At 70.6% G+C, this 17,414-nt stretch carries 16 protein-coding genes; all 16 read left to right on the top strand.

The window, feature by feature from the left end; genetic code table 11:
- Positions 1–429: 429 nt before the first annotated feature.
- The 16 genes from ACIRR9_RS21180 (at position 430) to ispG (ending at position 17,402) form a co-directional block, all read left to right on the top strand.
- Positions 430–2,193, top strand: a complete 1,764-nt coding sequence (locus ACIRR9_RS21180) for a DUF5941 domain-containing protein (RefSeq protein ID WP_403753893.1) — start codon at positions 430–432, stop codon at positions 2,191–2,193.
- Positions 2,190–2,942, top strand: coding sequence for a sugar phosphate nucleotidyltransferase (locus tag ACIRR9_RS21175; protein ID WP_403753890.1), 753 nt, complete (start codon positions 2,190–2,192; stop codon positions 2,940–2,942). Before ACIRR9_RS21180 ends, ACIRR9_RS21175 begins: the two co-directional genes overlap by 4 nt.
- On the top strand, positions 2,930–3,991 hold the full coding sequence (locus ACIRR9_RS21170; protein ID WP_316766202.1) for an iron-containing alcohol dehydrogenase family protein: 1,062 nt from the start codon (positions 2,930–2,932) through the stop codon (positions 3,989–3,991). The genes ACIRR9_RS21175 and ACIRR9_RS21170 overlap by 13 nt, the downstream gene beginning before the upstream one ends.
- 13 nt (positions 3,992–4,004) lie before the next feature.
- A complete protein-coding gene (locus ACIRR9_RS21165) occupies positions 4,005–4,748 on the top strand; it encodes a CDP-alcohol phosphatidyltransferase family protein (protein ID WP_403753887.1) in 744 nt (247 codons plus the stop codon).
- The gene (locus tag ACIRR9_RS21160; RefSeq protein WP_123972060.1) at positions 4,745–5,629 is read left to right on the top strand and encodes a glycosyltransferase family 2 protein; all 885 of its coding nucleotides are present in this window, start codon (positions 4,745–4,747) and stop codon (positions 5,627–5,629) included. The genes ACIRR9_RS21165 and ACIRR9_RS21160 overlap by 4 nt, the downstream gene beginning before the upstream one ends.
- 164 nt (positions 5,630–5,793) lie before the next feature.
- Positions 5,794–6,723: an ABC transporter permease gene (locus ACIRR9_RS21155; protein ID WP_403753883.1), complete on the top strand. Its 930-nt coding sequence runs from the start codon at positions 5,794–5,796 to the stop codon at positions 6,721–6,723.
- 22 nt (positions 6,724–6,745) lie between these two features.
- On the top strand, positions 6,746–7,540 hold the full coding sequence (locus tag ACIRR9_RS21150) for an ABC transporter ATP-binding protein (RefSeq protein ID WP_384563800.1): 795 nt from the start codon (positions 6,746–6,748) through the stop codon (positions 7,538–7,540).
- Between the two features lie 382 nt (positions 7,541–7,922).
- Complete coding sequence (hpnC, locus tag ACIRR9_RS21145; RefSeq protein ID WP_316766210.1) at positions 7,923–8,825, top strand: squalene synthase HpnC; 903 nt, start codon at positions 7,923–7,925, stop codon at positions 8,823–8,825.
- The gene (gene hpnD, locus ACIRR9_RS21140; RefSeq protein ID WP_403753878.1) at positions 8,822–9,775 is read left to right on the top strand and encodes a presqualene diphosphate synthase HpnD; all 954 of its coding nucleotides are present in this window, start codon (positions 8,822–8,824) and stop codon (positions 9,773–9,775) included. The genes hpnC and hpnD overlap by 4 nt, the downstream gene beginning before the upstream one ends.
- Positions 9,775–9,915 (top strand): DUF6380 family protein, encoded by a 141-nt coding sequence (locus ACIRR9_RS21135; protein ID WP_221305068.1) that lies wholly within the window; start codon positions 9,775–9,777, stop codon positions 9,913–9,915. The genes hpnD and ACIRR9_RS21135 overlap by 1 nt, the downstream gene beginning before the upstream one ends.
- On the top strand, positions 9,861–11,333 hold the full coding sequence (gene hpnE / locus ACIRR9_RS21130; protein WP_403754418.1) for a hydroxysqualene dehydroxylase HpnE: 1,473 nt from the start codon (positions 9,861–9,863) through the stop codon (positions 11,331–11,333). Before ACIRR9_RS21135 ends, hpnE begins: the two co-directional genes overlap by 55 nt.
- A complete protein-coding gene (locus ACIRR9_RS21125; RefSeq protein ID WP_316766218.1) occupies positions 11,330–12,460 on the top strand; it encodes a polyprenyl synthetase family protein in 1,131 nt (376 codons plus the stop codon). The genes hpnE and ACIRR9_RS21125 overlap by 4 nt, the downstream gene beginning before the upstream one ends.
- Before the next feature lie 117 nt (positions 12,461–12,577).
- The gene (shc, locus tag ACIRR9_RS21120) at positions 12,578–14,569 is read left to right on the top strand and encodes a squalene--hopene cyclase (protein WP_365335430.1); all 1,992 of its coding nucleotides are present in this window, start codon (positions 12,578–12,580) and stop codon (positions 14,567–14,569) included.
- A 1-nt stretch (position 14,570) separates the two neighbouring features.
- Entirely contained in the window at positions 14,571–15,212 is a 642-nt protein-coding gene (locus ACIRR9_RS21115; RefSeq protein WP_403753873.1) for a 1-hydroxy-2-methyl-2-butenyl 4-diphosphate reductase, read from the top strand.
- Between the two features lie 5 nt (positions 15,213–15,217).
- A complete protein-coding gene (hpnH, locus tag ACIRR9_RS21110; protein ID WP_365335434.1) occupies positions 15,218–16,240 on the top strand; it encodes an adenosyl-hopene transferase HpnH in 1,023 nt (340 codons plus the stop codon).
- A 4-nt stretch (positions 16,241–16,244) separates the two neighbouring features.
- Complete coding sequence (gene ispG, locus ACIRR9_RS21105) at positions 16,245–17,402, top strand: flavodoxin-dependent (E)-4-hydroxy-3-methylbut-2-enyl-diphosphate synthase (protein WP_403753869.1); 1,158 nt, start codon at positions 16,245–16,247, stop codon at positions 17,400–17,402.
- The last annotated feature ends 12 nt before the right edge of the window (positions 17,403–17,414 follow it).

Raw genomic sequence — 17,414 nt, 5'->3', positions numbered from 1 at the left:
CCTCCTGTGTTCCGCCCGGGCTCACAGTGAACTACGGGTGGGGGGTATCCGGCAACGCGGCACTGAACACCGTTGTCATGTGCCTTGACCTGCGGAAACGAATCCCAGGTCAGGGCAGCCTCAGTTACCCCGTGTGAGTGAGGGTGCATCCCGGGTGGTCGGCTCGCACCCGTCGTGCGCCGGCGCCCCTTGTCCCCGATGTCCGCTCTGTGGATGCGGGTTTGTGGGCCGGGGCCCGGATCACGGATGATGATCTCGGCAAAGGCGAAGGCAGGGTGGGTCGACCGTGCCGTAAACGGCCGGTGAACAAGCAATCCTCACCATCCGCTAACCTCTGCCGAATGCCGCTCGGGGGCCACCAGGCACACCGCGCCCCATCACGCAGGAGATACCGGCGCCCGTGCGCCGCACCCAGGGAGTGAGTTTCGGTTGTCGACCGCCATCGTCACCGGTCAGCCGGTCCCCGGATCGTCACTGGAGAGCGATCTGCGGGCGCTCGGCTTCGAGGTGCTCACGGCCTTCGACGCCGCTGACACCGGGAACCTCCTCGCCGCGGTGCCCGCCGACCGGCGGGTGGCCGTCGTCGACGCCCGCTTCGTCGGCCATCTGCACGCCCTGCGCCTCGGTCTGACCGACCCGCGCTTCCCGCTCGCCGCGATCCCGGGCGCCGTCACCGCCCAGCCGGCCGGCCGCCAGGCCCTGAGCCGGGCGCTGGCCCGGGAGACCTCCGGCGGCGGCACCGACCTCGCGGTCGACGGCCTCGTCACCGCCCTGGACGCCGACGTCCACCGCCCCGAGCTGGGCAGCCTCGTCGCCGCCGTGCCCGCCGACCCGCAGGCCCGCAACGAGGCGCGGCAGGCCGTCGCGGCCGTCGACGACGAGGCCGTACGCCTGAAGTCCGCCGTGAAGTCCCGCGACGGGTTCTTCACCACCTTCTTCATCAGCCCGTACTCGCGCTACATCGCCCGCTGGTGCGCCCGGCGCGGACTGACCCCCAACCAGGTCACCACCGCCTCCCTGCTCACCGCCCTGATCGCGGCGAGCTGCGCGGCCACCGGCACCCGCGCCGGGTTCGTCGCCGCCGGCGTGCTGCTGATCTGCTCGTTCGTCCTGGACTGCACGGACGGTCAGCTCGCCCGCTACTCCCTGCAGTACTCCACGCTCGGCGCCTGGCTGGACGCCACCTTCGACCGGGCCAAGGAGTACGCCTACTACGCCGGCCTCGCCCTCGGCGCGGCCCGCGGCGGCGACGACGTGTGGGCCCTCGCCCTCGGCGCGATGATCCTGCAGACCTGCCGGCACGTGGTCGACTTCTCCTTCAACGAGGCCAACCACGACGCCACCGCCAACACCAGCCCCACCGCCGCCCTCTCCGACAAGCTCGACAGCGTCGGCTGGACGGTCTGGGTGCGCCGGATGATAGTGCTGCCCATCGGCGAACGGTGGGCACTCATAGCCGTCCTGACGGCGGCCACCACTCCGCGGATCACCTTCTACGTGCTGCTGATCGGCTGCGCCTTCGCCGCGACGTACACCACGGCCGGGCGGGTCCTGCGGTCCCTGACCCGGAAGGCGAGGCGCACCGACCGGGCGGCGCAGGCGCTGGCGGACCTGGCCGACAACGGCCCCCTCGCGGGACTCGCCTCCCGCACCCGGCGGGCCCCGCTGGGCTCCCCGCTCCTGCTGGCGCTCGCCGGAGTGGCGGTTCTCACCGTCTCCCTCTTCTCCGGGGTGACCTGGGCGCCGGTCGTAGGCGCATTCCTCTACGCCGTCGCCTCCGGCCGGGCCCTCGCCGCCCCGCTCAAGGGCGCCCTCGACTGGCTGGTCCCGCCCCTCTTCCGGGCCGCCGAATACGGCACCGTCCTCGTCCTCGCAAGCAAAGCCGGGGTAAACGGAGCCCTTCCTGCGGCTTTCGGCCTGGTGGCCGCCGTCGCCTACCATCACTACGACACGGTGTACCGCATCCGCGGCAACGCCGGGGCGCCGCCCGCCTGGCTGGTACGTGCCATCGGGGGGCAGGAAGGGCGGACGCTGCTCGTCACCGTCCTGGCCGCGCTGCTCACCGCCGCGCAGTTCAAGGCCGCGCTCACGGTCCTTGCCGTGGCCGTGGCCGGGCTGGTGCTCGTCGAGAGCATCCGCTTCTGGGTGTCCGCAGGGGCGCCCGCCGTACACGACGAAGGAGAACCCGCATGATCGGCCTCGTGCTGGCGGCCGGCGCCGGACGGCGTCTGCGCCCCTACACCGACAGCCTGCCCAAGGCGCTGGTGCCGGTGGGGCCTGCGGGCATAGAGGACTCGATCACCGTTCTCGACCTGACCCTCGGCAACTTCGCCGAGATCGGCCTGACCGAGGTCGCGATCATCGTCGGCTACCGCAAGGAGGCCGTCTACGAACGCCAGGCGGCCCTGGAGGCCAAGTACGGCCTCAAGCTCACCCTCATCGACAACGACAAGGCCGAGGAGTGGAACAACGCCTACTCCCTGTGGTGCGGCCGTGACGCCCTCAAGGACGGCGTGATCCTCGCCAACGGCGACACCGTGCACCCGGTCTCCGTCGAGAAGACGCTGCTCGCCGCCCGCGGCGACGGCAAGAAGATCATCCTCGCGCTCGACACCGTGAAGTCCCTCGCGGACGAGGAGATGAAGGTCGTCGTCGACGACGCCAAGGGCATGACGAAGATCACCAAGCTGATGGACCCCGCCGAGGCCACCGGCGAGTACATCGGCGTCACCCTCATCGAGGGCGACGCGGCCCCCGAACTCGCCGACGCGCTGAAGGCGGTCTGGGAGACCGACCCGCAGCAGTTCTACGAGCACGGCTACCAGGAGCTGGTCAACCGCGGCTTCCGGATCGACATCGCGCCCATCGGCGACCTTCAGTGGGTCGAGATCGACAACCACGACGATCTCGCCAGGGGACGGGAGATCGCGTGCCAGTACTGACCCGGCTGATCCCCTCGCCGGTCGTCGTCGACATCCGCCCGGGTGCCCTCGACGACCTCGCGAGCGTGCTCGCCGACGAACGCATCTCGCACTCGGGCCGGCTCGCCGTCGCCGTCAGCGGCGGCTCCGGCTCCAAGCTGCGCGAGCGCGTCTCGCCGAGCCTGCCCGGCGCCACCTGGTACGAGGTCGGCGGCGGCACCCTTGACGACGCGATCCGGCTGGCCGGCGACATCAAGGCCGGTCACTACGACGCGGTGGTCGGGCTCGGCGGCGGGAAGATCATCGACTGCGCGAAGTTCGCGGCCGCCCGGGTGGGCCTGCCCCTGGTCGCCGTGCCGACGAACCTCGCCCACGACGGCCTGTGCTCGCCCGTCGCCACCCTGGACAACGACGCGGGCCGCGGCTCCTACGGCGTACCGAACCCGATCGCGGTCGTCATCGACCTCGACGTCATCCGGGAGGCCCCGGCGCGCTTCGTGCGCTCCGGCATCGGCGACGCCGTCTCCAACATCTCGGCGATCGCGGACTGGGAGCTGTCCCACCGCGTCAACGGCGAGAAGATCGACGGTCTGGCGGCCGCCATGGCCCGGCAGGCCGGCGAGGCGGTACTGCGCCACCCCGGCGGCATCGGCGACAACGACTTCCTCCAGGTCCTCGCCGAGGCCCTGGTGCTCAGCGGTATCGCCATGTCGGTGTCGGGCGACTCCCGCCCGTCCTCCGGCGCCTGCCACGAGATCAACCACGCCTTCGACCTGCTGTTCCCGAGGCGTGCCGCCAGCCATGGCGAGCAGTGCGGGCTCGGCGCGGCCTTCGCGATGTATCTGCGCGGAGCCCACGAGGAGTCCGTGTTCATGGCCGATGTGCTGCGCCGGCACGGACTGCCGGTGCTGCCGGAGGAGATCGGCTTCACCGTGGACGAGTTCGTCCGGGTCGTCGAGTTCGCCCCGGAGACCCGGCCCGGCCGCTACACCATCCTCGAACACCTCGAACTCAAGACCCACCAGATCAAGGACCTCTACGTCGACTATGTCAAGGCCATCGGTAGCTGAACTCCGTCCGGTCGTGCACCCCGCTGGGGTCAAGGACCGGCGCAGCGGTGAGCACTGGATGGGACGCCTCTACATGCGTGAGGTGTCCCTGCGGGTAGACCGCTACCTGGTGAACACCAGGGTCACGCCCAACCAGCTCACGTATCTGATGACCGTGTTCGGCGTACTCGCCTGCCCGGCCCTGATGGTGCCGGGCATCTGGGGCGCCGTGCTCGGCGTGGTGTGCGTCCAGATGTACCTGCTCCTGGACTGCGTCGACGGCGAGGTGGCCCGCTGGAAGCAGCAGTACTCGCTGGGCGGGGTCTACCTCGACCGGGTAGGCGCCTACCTGACCGACGCGGCCGTCCTGGTCGGGCTCGGGCTGCGCGCCGCAGACCTGTTCGGCAGCGGCCGTATCGACTGGCTGTGGGCCTTCCTCGGCACCCTGGCCGCGCTCGGCGCGATCCTGATCAAGGCCGAGACCGACCTGGTCGGCGTCGCCCGCCACCAGGCCGGCCTGCCGGTGGTCAAGGAGGCCGCCGCAGAGATGCGGTCCTCCGGGATGGCGCTGGCCCGCCGGGCCGCCGCCCTGTTCCGGTTCCACCGGCTGATCCTCGGCATCGAGGCCTCGCTGCTGATCCTGGCCCTCGCCGTCGCCGACCACTTCCACGGCGACCTCTTCTGGACCCGGCTCGGCACCGTGGTGCTCGCCGGCATCGCGCTGCTGCAGACCCTGCTGCACCTGGTCTCCGTCCTCGCGTCGAGCAGGCTGCGGTGAGCGCCGGGCTGAAGGTCGGCGCGGTCGTCATCACCATGGGCAACCGCCCCGACGAGCTGCGCGCCCTCCTCGACTCGGTCGCCAAGCAGGACGGCGAGCGGGTCGAGGTGGTCGTCGTCGGCAACGGCTCGCCCGTCCCGGACGTCCCCGAGGGCGTCCGCACCCTGGAGCTGCCCGAGAACCTAGGGATCCCGGGCGGCCGCAACGTCGGCATAGAGGCCTTCGGCCCCAGTGGTCGCGATGTCGACATATTGCTCTTCCTCGACGACGACGGTCTGCTCCCCGAGCACGACACCGCCGAGCTGTGCCGCGCGGCCTTCGCCACCGACCCGCAGCTCGGCATCATCAGCTTCCGTATCGCCGACCCGGACACCGGCGAGACCCAGCGCCGGCACGTGCCGAGGCTGCGGGCCTCCGACCCGATGCGCTCCTCCCGGGTCACCACCTTCCTCGGCGGTGCCAACGCCGTCCGTACCCAGGTCCTCGCCGAGGTCGGCGGCCTGCCGGACGAGTTCTTCTACGCCCATGAGGAGACCGACCTGGCCTGGCGCGCACTCGACGCCGGCTGGATGATCGACTACCGCTCCGACATGGTCCTGTTCCACCCCACGACCGCCCCTTCCCGGCATGCGGTCTACCACCGGATGGTCGCCCGCAACCGGGTCTGGCTGGCCCGCCGCAACCTGCCCGCCCCCCTGGTCCCCGTCTACCTCGGGGTGTGGATGCTGCTGACCCTGGTGCGCCGCCCCTCCCGGCCGGCCCTGCACGCCTGGTTCGCCGGCTTCCGGGAGGGCTGGACCACCCCGTGCGGACCCCGCCGCCCGATGCGCTGGCGGACCGTGTGGAAGCTCACGCGACTGGGCCGTCCCCCCGTGATCTGACAGGCTCGAAGGTGTCCGGCCGCGTGCGAAGGCGCGCGGCGACCCCCCGAAAACGTATCCCGCGGCGGATACGTGTCGCGTCCTGTAGCACAATTCCGTAAGACGATCGCAAGACCAACGTAAGACGAATCCGAAGACGGATACGAGGACGAAGGCTTCCACCCTTGAGTGAGACAACGCATGACGGCGGTATCGCGCTGAGCGCGGCGCCGTCGCCCGACGAGGGCCTCACGGCGGCGCAGCTCGCCGCCAGGTACGGGCTCGCGGTGAGCGGCGCCCGGCCCTCGCTCGTCGAGTACGTACGCCAGCTCTGGGGGCGGCGCCACTTCATCCTGGCCTTCTCCCAGGCGAAGCTCACCGCCCAGTACAGCCAGGCCAAGCTCGGCCAGCTGTGGCAGGTGGCCACACCGCTGCTGAACGCGGCCGTGTACTACTTCATCTTCGGTGTCATCCTGCACGCCAGTCGCGGCATGTCCCAGGACGTCTACATCCCGTTCCTGGTGACCGGCGTCTTCACCTTCACCTTCACGCAGAGCTCGATCATGACGGGCGTCCGCGCGATCTCCGGAAACCTCGGCCTGGTGCGTGCGCTGCACTTCCCGCGCGCCTCGCTGCCGATCTCCTTCGCGCTCCAGCAGCTCCAGCAGCTGCTGTTCTCGATGATCGTCATGATCGCCGTGGTGGTCGGCTTCGGCAGCCGTCCGGGCCTGTCCTGGGTGCTGGTCGTCCCGATCCTGTTCCTGCTGTTCCTGTTCAACACCGGGCTGGCCCTGATCGTGGCCCGGATGGGCGCCAAGACGCCGGACCTCGCCCAGCTGCTGCCGTTCGTCCTGCGCACCTGGATGTACATGTCCGGCGTGATGTTCTCGATCAGCAAGATGATGGAGGGCCGGCCGGAGTGGGCCCGGCTGCTGCTGCAGGTGAACCCCGCCACCGTCTACATGGACCTGATGCGCTACGCGCTGATCGACGGCTACGGCGCCTCGAACCTCCCGCCGCACGTCTGGGCCGTCGCCCTCGCCTGGGCCCTGGTGATCTTCGTCGGCGGTTTCGTGTACTTCTGGAAGGCCGAGGAGCGGTACGGCCGTGGCTGAGCGGACCATAGGGGAGCGGACGATGGGAGAGCAGTCCATGGGAGAGCAGTCCATGGGGGAGCGCATCCCCACCGTCATCGCGGAGGACGTGCACATCGTCTACCGGGTCAACGGCGCCAAGACCGGCAAGGGCAGCGCGACCTCCGCCCTCAGCCGGATCGTCAGGCGCGGCGACGAGCGCGGCATCCGCAAGGTGCACGCGGTCCGGGGTGTCTCCTTCGTCGCCTACCGCGGCGAGGCCATCGGCCTGATCGGATCCAACGGCTCCGGCAAGTCCACCCTGCTGCGCGCCATCGCCGGCCTGCTCCCCGCCGAGAAGGGCAGGGTCTACACCAACGGCCAGCCCTCGCTGCTCGGCGTCAACGCGGCCCTGATGAACGACCTCACCGGTGAGAAGAACGTCATCCTGGGCGGTCTCGCCATGGGGATGTCCCGCGAGCAGATCAAGGCCCGCTACCAGCAGATCGTCGACTTCTCCGGGATCAACGAGAAGGGCGACTTCATCACCCTGCCCATGCGCACCTACTCCTCCGGCATGGGGGCCCGGCTCCGCTTCTCCATCGCCGCCGCCAAGGACCATGACGTCCTCATGATCGACGAGGCGCTGGCCACCGGTGACGCGGCCTTCCGCAGGCGCTCCGAGGCCCGGATCCGCGAACTGCGCGAGCACGCGGGCACGGTTTTCCTGGTCAGCCACAACAACAACTCGATCCGCGACACCTGTGAACGCGTGCTGTGGCTGGAGCGCGGCGAACTGCGCATGGACGGCCCGACCGAAGAGGTGCTCAAGGAGTACGAGAAGTTCACGGGGAAGTAGCCCGCGCGTTCACGGGCGAGCAGCCGTTTTTGTCCGGGGTCCCGCCGCAACCTTTTCGGCGGGACCCCGCGTCTGCAAAGGAAACGTCAACTCCGCCTCGCCTTAGGAATCTTGACGCCAATCGGTGTGTTGTTGTGATCTGCGGGACACCCCGACGAACCTCGATGCGTTGTACAACGTAAGCTGTACCGGTCCCGGAAAGCGGCATGTGGGGCGATAATGCGCGACACCCTCCGCCGGGCCGCCCCGTGGATTGTCGGGCGGCGTGTCCGAAATAGTGTGTATTGGGTCGGCAGTGTAGAACGGGAGATGTGACGGCAATGGCTACGGAAACTCCCCAGCTCAACGCAGGCCGCGCCGTCCCCGCCCCGGGCAGCGAACGGTGACGGCGACCACCTCGGCGCCCGTCGGCGACCCGGAGCGCGGCACCCTGGACAAGGCCGCCGACGAGAACTTCCCGGTGGCCCCCTTCTTCCTGCCGAAGGCCTGGCGTGACGACCTGATGGCGGTGTACGGCTTCGCCCGCCTCGTCGACGACATCGGCGACGGCGACCTGGCCCCCGGCGGCGCCGACGCCCGGCTGCTCGGGGTGTCCGACGCGGAGGCCGAGGACCGCCTGGTCCTCCTCGACGCCTTCGAGGCCGACCTGCGCCGCGTCTTCGACGCCACCCCGCACCACCCCCTGCTGCGCCGTCTGCAGCCCACGGTCCGCCGCCGCGCGCTGACCCCCGAGCCGTTCCTCGGGCTGATCGCCGCCAACCGCCAGGACCAGCTCGTCAAGCGGTACGAGACCTACGACGACCTGCTCGCCTACTGCGAGCTGTCCGCCAACCCCGTCGGCCGCCTGGTCCTCGCCGTCACCGGCACCTCGACCCCCGAGCGGATCCGCCTCTCCGACGCGATCTGCACGGCGCTCCAGATCGTCGAACACCTCCAGGACGTGGCCGAGGACCTCGGCCGCGACCGGATCTATCTGCCCGCCGAGGACATGAAGCGCTTTCACGTCCAGGAGGCGGATCTCGCCAGGAAAACCGCGGGCGCTTCGGTGCGTGCACTGGTTGCATATGAAGCACAACGCGCCCGCGATCTCCTGAATGAAGGCGCCCCCCTTGTGGGTAGCGTCCACGGCAGGTTGAAGCTGCTGCTCGCGGGGTTCGTGGCGGGGGGAAGGGCGGCGGTCCACGCGATCGCCGCCGCCGAATACGACGTACTTCCAGGCCCGCCCAAGCCCGGCAAGGGCCGGTTGCTGCGTGAGGCGGGCGTGACTTTGCGAGGAGAGGGGTGATCCGGACCGTGGACTCTCCCACACCTGTGTCCGCACCGGTACTCGCCGCCTACAGCTACTGCGAGACCGTCACCGGACAGCAGGCACGGAACTTCGCCTATGGCATCAGGCTGCTGCCGGCGTCCAAGCGACGCGCCATGTCGGCGCTCTACGCCTTCTCCCGGCGCGTCGACGACATCGGCGACGGCGCGCTGGCCGACGACGTGAAGGTGGCCCGCCTGGAGGACACCCGGGCGCTGCTCGCCCGGGTCCAGGACGGCGCGGTCGCCGAGGACGACACCGACCCGGTCGCGGTCGCCCTCGCGCACGCAGCCCAGGCCTTCCCGATCCCGCTGGGCGGCCTGGACGAGCTGATCGACGGCGTGCTGATGGACGTACGCGGTGAGACCTACGAGACCTGGGACGACCTCAAGGTCTACTGCCGCTGTGTGGCCGGTGCCATCGGCCGGCTCTCGCTCGGTGTGTTCGGCACGGAACCGGGGGCGCGCGGCGCGGAGCGCGCGCCGGAGTATGCCGACACGCTCGGGCTCGCGCTCCAGCTAACCAACATCCTCAGGGACGTCCGCGAGGACGCCGGGAACGGCCGTACCTATCTGCCCTCCGACGACCTCGCCAAGTTCGGCTGCGCGGCCGGTTTCCATGGGCCGACCCCGCCGGAGGGCTCCGACTTCGCGGGCCTGGTGCACTTCGAAGTACGGCGCGCCCGTGCCCTTTTCGCCGAGGGCTACCGGCTGCTGCCCATGCTCGACCGGCGCAGCGGCGCCTGCGTCGCCGCCATGGCCGGCATCTACCGCCGGCTGCTCGACCGCATCGAGCGCGAACCGGAGGCGGTGCTGCGCGGCCGGGTCTCGCTGCCCGGACGCGAGAAGGCGTACGTCGCCGTACGCGGCCTGTCCGGCATCGACACCCGTCGGCACACCTCCCGGCTGACCGTCAGGAGGCGCGCCTGATGGACAATGTGGGCCAAGGTGATTCCGCCGGAGAAAAGCGGCAGGCAACCCTCCGCGGCGGGCCGGCGTCCCTGACTGCGACGGTCTGCCGTGCCCCGTTCCACAGGGGCGGCGGGCAGGCAGGGGAGGGCGCACGATGACCGACGGCACGCGATCCGAACGGACGCACGACGACATCCCGTCCGGGCGCACGGCCGTGGTGATCGGTGGCGGCCTGGCCGGCATCACGGCCGCGCTCGCGCTCGCCGACGCGGGGGTGCGCGTCACCCTTCTCGAAGGCAGGCCGCGGCTCGGCGGGCTCGCCTTCTCCTTCCAGCGCGGCGACCTGACCGTGGACAACGGCCAGCACGTGTACCTGCGTTGCTGCACCGCCTACCGCTGGTTCCTCGACCGCATCGAGGGCGCGGAGCTGGCACCGCTGCAGGACCGCCTCGACGTGCCCGTGCTCGACCTCGCCAAGCCGGAGGGACGGCGCCTGGGCAGGCTTCGACGCGACCCGCTGCCCGTGCCCCTGCATCTGGGGCGCAGCCTGGCCGCCTATCCGCACCTCTCGCTCGCCGAGCGGGCCAAGGTCGGGCGTGCCGCGCTCGCGCTCAAGGGGCTCGACCTCGCCGATCCGAGCCTGGACGCACAGGACTTCGGCAGCTGGCTGGCCGCCCACGGCCAGTCGGCGCGTGCCGTCGAGGCCCTGTGGGACCTGGTCGGGGTCGCCACCCTCAACGCGGTCGCGGGCGACGCCTCGCTGGGGCTCGCCGCGATGGTGTTCAAGACCGGTCTGCTGTCCGACCCGGGCGCGGCCGACATCGGCTGGGCCCATGTGCCGCTGGGCGAACTGCACGACCGGCTCGCCCGCAAGGCGCTCGACTCCGCGGGCGTGCGTACCGAGGTCCGTACACGCGTCACCTCCGTCTCCACTAACGAGAACGGGAGCTGGAACGTTCAGGTTCCCGGCGAGACGCTGACCGCCGACGCCGTCGTGCTCGCCGTCGCCCAGCGCGAGGCCCACGACCTGCTGCCCGCCGGCGCCCTGGACGCCCCGGAGAACCTGCTGGACATCGGCACCGCGCCGATCCTCAACGTCCATGTGGTCTACGACCGCACGGTGCTCACCAAGCCGTTCTTCGCGGCCCTCGGCACCCCGGTCCAGTGGGTGTTCGACCGCACCCACGCTTCCGGACTGCGCGCGGGCCAGTACCTCGCGCTCTCCCAGTCGGCCGCCCAGGACGAGATCGACGCACCCGTGGCCGAACTGCGCGAGCGGTATCTGCCCGAGCTGGAACGGCTGCTGCCCGGCGCGCGCGGCGCCGAGGTGAAGGACTTCTTCGTGACCCGGGAGCGCACCGCGACGTTCGCCCCCACCCCCGGCGTCGGGCGGCTGCGGCCCGGCGCCCGCACCAAGGCCCCCGGCCTGTACCTGGCCGGAGCGTGGACCGCCACCGGGTGGCCCGCGACCATGGAGAGTGCGGTCCGCAGCGGTGTGAGCGCGGCGGACGCCGTGCTGGGCACCCTGGGCCGGCCCCGCCCCCGTCACCTCTTCGAGTTCGAGGAGGCGGCGTGACGCTCGATCAGCAGGCGGCAGGCCCCCGCACCCCCGGTACCGCAACAAGAGGAGAAACTGTGCCCACTGTGCCCCCGGCCGAGACGGCTGCCGACGCGGTGGACGTGACCGCGCTCCTGGAGCGCGGCCGGACCCTTGCCACACCGGTACTGCGGGCGGCCGTCGACCGCCTGGCACCTCCCATGGACACCGTTGCCGCCTACCACTTCGGCTGGATCGACGCCGAGGGCAACCCCGCCGACGGCGACGGCGGAAAAGCGGTGCGCCCCGCTCTCGCCGTGCTCTCGGCCGAGGTCACCGGTGCCGCCCCCGAGGTCGGCATCCCCGGCGCCGTCGCCGTCGAACTCGTCCACAACTTCTCCCTGCTGCACGACGACCTGATGGACGGCGACGAACAGCGCCGCCACCGTGACACCGTCTGGAAGGTGCACGGACCCGCCCAGGCCATCCTGGTCGGTGACGCCCTGTTCGCCCTCGCCAACGAGATCCTCCTCGAACTCGGCACCGTCGAGGCCGGCCGCGCCACCCGCCGGCTCACCACCGCCTCCCGCGCCCTCATCGACGGCCAGGCCCAGGACATCTCCTACGAGCACCGCGACCGGGTCAGCGTCGAGGAGTGCCTGGAGATGGAGGGCAACAAGACCGGCGCCCTGCTCGCCGCCTCCAGCTCCATCGGCGCGGTGCTCGGCGGCGCCGACGACCGCACCGCCGACACCCTGGAGAAGTACGGCTACCACCTCGGCCTCGCCTTCCAGGCCGTCGACGACCTGCTCGGCATCTGGGGCGACCCGGACGCCACCGGCAAGCAGACCTGGAGCGACCTGCGCCAGCGCAAGAAGTCCCTGCCGGTCGTCGCCGCGCTCGCGGCGGGCGGGTCCGCCTCCGAGCGGCTCGGCGAGATCCTCGCCGCCGACGCCAAGAGCAGCGACTTCGAGAACTTCTCCGAGGAGGAGTTCGCCGCCCGCGCCGCCCTGATCGAGGAGGCCGGCGGCCGGGAGTGGACCGCCGAGGAGGCCCGCCGTCAGCACGCCATCGCCGTCGAGGCCCTGCACGCCGTCGACATGCCCGACCCGGTGAGGGCGCGGTTCACGGCGCTCGCCGACTTCGTCGTCGTACGAAAGAGATGATCACTATCGGTCGAATAGCCCTCGCGTAGTCGCCGGCCGGTGCGAGCGCGCAGCCAGCACCGGCCGACGGCGGACCCACAGCAGAACGATTTCGTACGACTGCACGAAGGGGAAGCCATGACAGCGACGACCGACGGAAGCACCGGGGCCACCGTTCCGCCCCGGGCCGACTCGGCCACCACCGACCACGCCACCCCCGGGGCGGCCGGGGTGCAAGAAGCCGCCGAACGCGCCGTGCGGCGCGCCACCGACCATCTGCTGGCCCGCCAGGACGCGCAGGGCTGGTGGAAGGGCGTCCTGGAGACCAACGTCACCATGGACGCCGAGGATCTGCTGCTCCGTCAGTTCCTGGGTATCCGCGACGAGTCGACGACGGCCGCCGCCGGTCTCTTCATCCGCGGCGAGCAGCGCGAGGACGGCACCTGGGCCACCTTCTACGGCGGCCCGGGCGAACTCTCCGCCACCATCGAGGCGTACGTCGCCCTGCGGCTGGCCGGGGACGCCCCGGACGCACCCCACATGGCGAAGGCGTCGGCCTGGATCCGGGAGCGCGGCGGGATCGCCTCGGCCCGGGTGTTCACCCGGATCTGGCTGGCCCTGTTCGGCTGGTGGAAGTGGGAGGACCTGCCCGAACTCCCCCCGGAACTCCTGTACTTCCCCAAGTGGTTCCCGCTCAGCATCTACAACTTCGGCCAGTGGGCCCGGCAGACGATCGTGCCGCTCACCGTCGTCTCGGCCAAACGCCCGGTGCGCCCCGCCCCCTTCCCGCTGGACGAGCTCCACACCGACCCGGCCGACCCCAACCCGCCGCAGCCCCTCGCCCCGGTGGCCAGCTGGGAGGGCGTCTTCCAGCGCCTCGACAAGGTTGTCCGCGGCTACCGCAAGGTCGCGCTGCGCCGGTTGCGCGGCTCCGCCCTGAACTCGGCCGCCCACTGGATCGTCGAACGCCAGGAGAACGACGGCGCCTGGGGCGGTATCCAGCCCCCGGCCGTCTACTCGGTGATCGCCCTGTACCTGCTGGGCTACGACCTCGAACACCCCGTGCTGCGTGCCGGCCTCGAGTCGCTGGATCGTTACGCCGTGTGGCGCGAGGACGGCTCCCGGATGATCGAGGCCTGCCAGTCGCCGGTGTGGGACACCTGCCTGGCGACCATCGCACTGGCCGACGCCGGGCTCCCCGCCGACCACCCGCAACTCGTCAAGGCCGCCGACTGGATGCTCGGCGAGCAGGTCGTCCGGCCCGGCGACTGGGCTGTGAAGCGCCCCCAACTCCCGCCGGGAGGCTGGGCGTTCGAGTTCCACAACGACAACTACCCCGACATCGACGACACCGCCGAGGTCGTCCTCGCGCTGCGCCGGGTCAGGCACCACGATCCCGAGCGCATGGAGAAGGCCATCGGGCGCGGGGTGCGCTGGAACCTCGGCATGCAGTCGAAGAACGGGGCCTGGGGCGCCTTCGACGTCGACAACACCAGCCCGTTTCCCAACCGGCTGCCGTTCTGCGACTTCGGCGAGGTCATCGACCCGCCCTCGGCCGACGTCACCGCGCACGTCGTGGAGATGCTCGCCTTCGAGGGCATGTCCCACGACCCGCGCACCCGGCGCGGCATCGAGTGGCTGCTCGCCGAACAGGAGCCGAACGGCTCCTGGTTCGGGCGCTGGGGCGTCAACTACGTCTACGGCACCGGATCCGTGGTGCCCGCGCTCACCGCGGCCGGACTGCCCGCCTCGCACCCGGCGATCCGGCGCGCGGCGACCTGGCTGGAGAACGTCCAGAACGACGACGGCGGCTGGGGCGAGGACCTGCGCTCCTACAAGCACGTCGGCGAATGGAGCGGTCGCGGCGCCTCCACCGCCTCCCAGACGGCGTGGGCGCTGATGGCGCTCCTGGCGGCGGGGGAGAAGGACTCCAAGGCCGTCGAGCGGGGTGTGCAGTGGCTCGCCGAGACGCAGGCCGAGGACGGCTCCTGGGACGAGCCGTACTTCACCGGTACCGGCTTCCCCTGGGACTTCTCCATCAACTACCACCTCTACCGGCAGGTCTTCCCGCTCACCGCGCTCGGCCGCTATGTCCACGGCGAGCCCGCGCCCAAGGCCGAGAGGAGCTGAATTGAGCACCACGCCCGCTCCGGCCCCGCTGCTGATCGCCTGCGCGCTCGGCATCGAGCACCTCGCCCTGCGCGCCGGCGAACGCGGGGGCGCGGACGGGCCGGTCACCGTACTGCGTACGGGCATGGGCCCCAAGGCGGCGGAACGGTCCGTCACCCGGGTCCTCGCCGACCCGGCGCTGGCCGCTGCCGCCGTGCTGGCCACCGGCTTCTGCGCCGGACTCGCCCCGGGGATGCACCCCGGCGACCTGGTGGTCGCCGAGGAGACCCGGGACCCGCGCGGCCATGTGCCCTGCGTCGGAACCGAACTCCTCGTCAAGGAACTGGTGCGGACCCTGCCCGGTCGCACCGTCCACACCGGTCCCCTCACCGGCTCCGATCACGTCGTCCGAGGTCACGAACGATCAGATCTGTTCGCGACCGGCGCAATCGCGGTCGACATGGAGTCGGCGGCCACGCTCCTGAGCGCCGTACGCACGGGCGAGCGCCCTGTTGCGGCTGTACGGGTGGTCGTGGACGCTCCTGAACATGAACTCGTCCGGATCGGCACGGTGCGCGGTGGAATATCGGCTTTCCGCGTACTTCGATCCGTTCTTCCAGCTTTCTTCGAATGGCACCGTTCTTTGCTGCTCCCTCGGAGGTGAGCCAGATGGCCATGCCGCTGCGTCAGACGATCAAGGTCGCTACCTACTTGGCTGAACAGAAGCTTCGCAAGCGGGACAAGTTCCCGCTGATCGTGGAGCTGGAACCGCTCTTCGCATGCAACCTGAAATGCGAGGGCTGCGGGAAGATCCAGCACCCCGCCGGAGTGCTGAAGCAGCGTATGCCCGTCGCGCAGGCCGTCGGAGCGGTGCTGGAGTCCGGCGCGCCGATGGTGTCCATCGCGGGCGGCGAACCTCTGATGCACCCTCAGATCGACGAGATCGTGCGGCAGTTGGTGGCGAAGCGGAAGTACGTCTTCCTCTGCACCAACGCCATGCTGCTGCGCAAGAAGATGGACAGGTTCACGCCCTCGCCCTACTTCGCCTTCGCGGTGCACATCGACGGGCTGCGCGAGCGGCACGACGAGTCCGTCGCGAAGGAAGGCGTGTTCGACGAGGCGGTGGCGGCCATCAAGGAGGCCAAGCGGCGCGGCTTCCGGGTGACCACCAACTCGACCTTCTTCAACACGGACACCCCGCAGACCATCGTCGAGGTGCTCAACTTCCTCAACGACGACCTCAAGGTCGACGAGATGATGATCTCGCCCGCCTACGCCTACGAGAAGGCGCCCGACCAGGAGCACTTCCTGGGCGTGGAGCAGACCCGCGAGCTGTTCAAGAAGGCCTTCTCGGGCGGCAACCGGAAGAAGTGGCGGCTCAACCACTCCCCGCTCTTCCTGGACTTCCTGGAGGGCAAGGTCGACTTCCCGTGCACGGCCTGGGCGATCCCCAACTACTCGCTCTTCGGCTGGCAGCGCCCCTGCTACCTGATGAGCGACGGGTACGTGCCGACGTACCGCGAACTCATCGAGAAGACCGACTGGGACAAGTACGGCCGCGGCAAGGACCCGCGCTGCGCCAACTGCATGGCGCACTGCGGCTACGAGCCCACCGCCGTCCTCGCCACCATGGGGTCGCTCAAGGAGTCGCTGCGCGCCATGCGCGAGACGGTCTCCGGGAACCGGGAGTGACGGCATGACCGCCATCTCCCTGGGCCTCCCCGAGGTCCCGGCCCGTCCCGTCGCCGAGCGGCGCCCGTCCCGGCAGATCCAGGTCGGACCGGTGCCGGTCGGCGGCGGCGCCCCGGTGTCCGTGCAGTCGATGACCACCACCCGCACCTCGGACATCGGCGCCACCCTCCAGCAGATCGCCGAACTCACCGCGTCCGGCTGCCAGATCGTCCGGGTCGCCTGCCCCACGCAGGACGACGCGGACGCTCTGGCGACCATCGCGAGGAAGTCCCAGATCCCGGTGATCGCGGACATCCACTTCCAGCCGAAGTACGTGTTCGCGGCGATCGAGGCCGGCTGCGCGGCGGTTCGCGTGAACCCGGGCAACATCAAGAAGTTCGACGACCAGGTGCGGGAGATCGCACGGGCCGCCAAGGACCACGGCACCCCGATCCGCATCGGGGTCAACGCGGGCTCGCTCGACCGGCGGCTCCTGGAGAAGTACGGCAAGGCGACCCCGGAGGCGCTCGTCGAGAGCGCTCTGTGGGAGGCCTCGCTCTTCGAGGAGCACGACTTCCGGGACATCAAGATATCGGTCAAGCACAACGACCCGGTCGTGATGATCGAGGCATACCGTCAGCTGGCCGCCCAGTGCGACTACCCGCTGCACCTCGGCGTCACCGAGGCGGGCCCGGCCTTCCAGGGCACGGTCAAGTCGGCGGTGGCCTTCGGGGCGCTGCTCTCGCAGGGCATCGGCGACACCATCCGGGTGTCCCTGAGCGCCCCGCCCGCCGAGGAGGTCAAGGTCGGCATCCAGATCCTGGAGTCGCTGAACCTGCGGCAGCGGAGGCTGGAGATCGTCTCCTGCCCGTCCTGCGGCCGGGCCCAGGTCGACGTCTACAAGCTGGCGGACGAGGTGACGGCAGGCCTGGAGGGCATGGAGGTACCGCTCCGCGTCGCCGTCATGGGATGCGTGGTCAACGGCCCCGGCGAGGCACGGGAGGCCGACCTGGGGGTCGCCTCCGGCAACGGCAAGGGCCAGATCTTCGTCAAGGGCGAGGTCGTCAAGACCGTGCCCGAGTCGAAGATCGTGGAGACCCTCATCGAGGAAGCGATGAAGATCGCCGAGCAGATGGAGCAGGACGGCGCCGGGTCCGGAGCACCCGCCGTCACCGTGAGCTGAACAGCACGGACC

The sequence above is a fragment of the Streptomyces sp. NPDC101234 genome, assembly GCF_044767525.1.
Lineage (GTDB): Bacteria > Actinomycetota > Actinomycetes > Streptomycetales > Streptomycetaceae > Streptomyces > Streptomyces sasae.
The sequence above is the reverse complement of the archived record's forward strand: the minus strand, read 5'-3'. Positions and strand labels throughout refer to the sequence as shown.